At 36.4% G+C, this 2,393-nt stretch carries 3 protein-coding genes and 2 pseudogenes; all 5 read right to left on the minus strand.

Annotated features, from left to right (window positions below; all coding sequences use genetic code 11):
* Positions 1-213: pseudogene (locus tag HMPREF2907_RS03025) on the minus strand (hypothetical protein); the annotation flags it as partial.
* 1 nt (position 214) lies between these two features.
* Positions 215-460: a hypothetical protein gene (locus HMPREF2907_RS03030; RefSeq protein WP_070679939.1), complete on the minus strand. Its 246-nt coding sequence runs from the start codon at positions 458-460 to the stop codon at positions 215-217.
* A 231-nt stretch (positions 461-691) separates the two neighbouring features.
* A complete protein-coding gene (locus tag HMPREF2907_RS03035) occupies positions 692-1,012 on the minus strand; it encodes a hypothetical protein (RefSeq protein ID WP_070679941.1) in 321 nt (106 codons plus the stop codon).
* Between the two features lie 354 nt (positions 1,013-1,366).
* On the minus strand, positions 1,367-1,831 hold the full coding sequence (locus HMPREF2907_RS03040) for a hypothetical protein (protein ID WP_070679944.1): 465 nt from the start codon (positions 1,829-1,831) through the stop codon (positions 1,367-1,369).
* Positions 1,832-1,840: 9 nt separating this feature from the next.
* Positions 1,841-2,393, minus strand: a pseudogene (locus tag HMPREF2907_RS12840) (hypothetical protein); the annotation flags it as partial.

Here is a 2,393-nt window from a genome sequence, read left to right on the forward strand (position 1 = left end):
TCCATAGATAAATTTCAGATAGCTGAACTGCTTGAATTTAATTTTTACCCAGTCTGAATAATTGGGCATAGGAATCTCTTGAGGAAAATCCGGATAATTCACATTCTTGACGATGATATGAAATTCATCATTTTTCAAAGTATAGTTTAATAGAGACCCTTCAATTATATGCAGAGATTGATAATATTTTCTTGGAATAGTATAAGTTGTCATATTATTTTACCTTTTCAAAAACAATGGTTTTAAAGTCCTGTGATCTTATGTTTGCGCCATTACTATCATGAAATTTCAGTTGTTTAAACTCCTCCTTTAACGGACCATTATATTTTAACCTTAATCCCATTCGGGCCAGTTCTGCTTCATTTGGAATTCCTCTTAAATACTTATTGTTTGGTGTGCCATTAATCACAATTTCTCCCCCTTTTTTTGTAATACGTGCTGCTTCAGGAAGATAATCCATTATTGTAAATTTCCCTACTCCTTATTAGTTTGTACGGGTATGGTTATCCCGCAAAAGTAAAGGCCGCCTGAAACAGGTTTCCTACTTTCAGACAGCCTTTTATCGAATAATGGGGGAACGAGATATAATTTGTTTTGCGGAATTTTCAAGCCAGCGTGCGCGCTGCATACACTCTATGAGAAGAATTTGCTCAGGCTGAGGCTTGCTAATCCAATGTCTGCTTTGCGTAAATCATGACTCGATCGGATAATTAATAAATATTCTTGCACTATCTAAACTCATTCGAACTCCATTAATAACTTCAGGTTTAGATGCTTCAACTGCCATTGGATAAAATTCTTGAAATCCTCCTTCACCAAATATAGCTTCATGCATTATGGCCTTGCCAAACTCATACATAGCTAAACGGGAGGAGAAAATGAAATTAACATATCTATTTGATTCGTTAAGCTCGACCTGCAGTTGGTGTTCATTCTCGATTAAATAAATATCGGAAGGTATATTATCTCCATCTTCCGTTAATTCTATATTTTTATTAAGTTCACATTTCATTTTTTGTTACTCCATCTTTACCCCACCAAGTGAATCCACCTGACGAATAATGTCCGCTTCATACCATATCCTACCCTGTTTTGCAGGTAAAATATTTGTAGAATTTGCAAATATCTCCCTCTGTGTTGCTGATATGGATGTGGCGGTGGGCTGCTTTTGTCCGGTTGCTGTGGCGACTTGTTGAAAGAAAGGTTGTCTGAAACCGTATTTATTGTTTCAGACAACCTCTTGGCTTAATCCTTGAGAACCGCATACGTGTGTTCCGCACATCCTACTTATTGAGTTTAGGTTTCATGTGGGCTATGGCTTGCTTCTTAATCGTCTCTGAAGAAATTTTGAGCCTACTTACGTAATTTATTTATTATCTAATATTTTTATAGGTATTAATGGATTATTTTCCTCCCATGGAACTTCATAATCTGAAAAAATAGATTCTAGCGCTAGAATGAATGAATGATTAAGCTCAAATGGCAAATCTTCGCATTCGAATAGTTCGGGAATATAAAATTTAACTAAATCCAAACCTTTTTTTGTTAATGTAATTTCCCCAGAATACCATAATTCATTATTTTCCGTACCAAAAGGATTTTGTTTTGCAAATTCCTGGCAAAACATGAATATCTCTTGTTTTTTATTAAATGTAAAAGGCCATAAAATAGCCAATTCACATACTAATAGCCGATATATAAATTCAACTGCAAATTGCCATTGCCATGTTTGCGGTTCGCGCCCTAGTGGTGCAAAATATATCGGAGTAAGATCATCAAAGGCCAAATATTCAAATCCACATTGTATTTCTTCTGCTGTTTCTTTATTCATAGTAAAACCTTATTTAGCTGGAAATTTAAATTTTAAACTTGTAGGCTTTCCCTTTTTACTAATATTTAATTGGTTCAAAGCAGAGCTGTTTATTTCAACGGTTGCTGTTGTAGTGCTAGTTGAAGAACTGGCGTTACCTGCGGGTCTATATGTTACAAATGTGCCATCTGGCATCTTAGCATTCCAACATCCTACACATTTACCTTTAAGTAACTTTGCACCATCTAGCCGTTCTATTGACGTAGGCTTTCTGCCTAAAAAGGTTTCAGCAAATTTTTCAGCAGTTGCGTTTGGATTTTGAGAAGCTGGCATTTCCCTTGCTGTACTCTTTCTGTTATTTTGAAGAGTACCTGGAAGTTTCCCATTTTGGAGCTCTCGTGCCAACCTACTGGCTCTTCCTAATTCTGCCTGATATCGAGCAGAACGTATTTCCTGAATATTTTTATCTACACGCTCACGAGTTGTTAACCTATTGCCGCCCCCGTATTCAATATTATGTGTACTTAAATCATTTCTCGAATGACTCTTCGCCGCCAATGCCGTATCCGGAATCCTATCCCCC

It is taken from the genome of Neisseria sp. HMSC055H02 (genome assembly GCF_001813335.1).
In the GTDB taxonomy this organism is placed as follows: domain Bacteria; phylum Pseudomonadota; class Gammaproteobacteria; order Burkholderiales; family Neisseriaceae; genus Neisseria; species Neisseria sicca_C.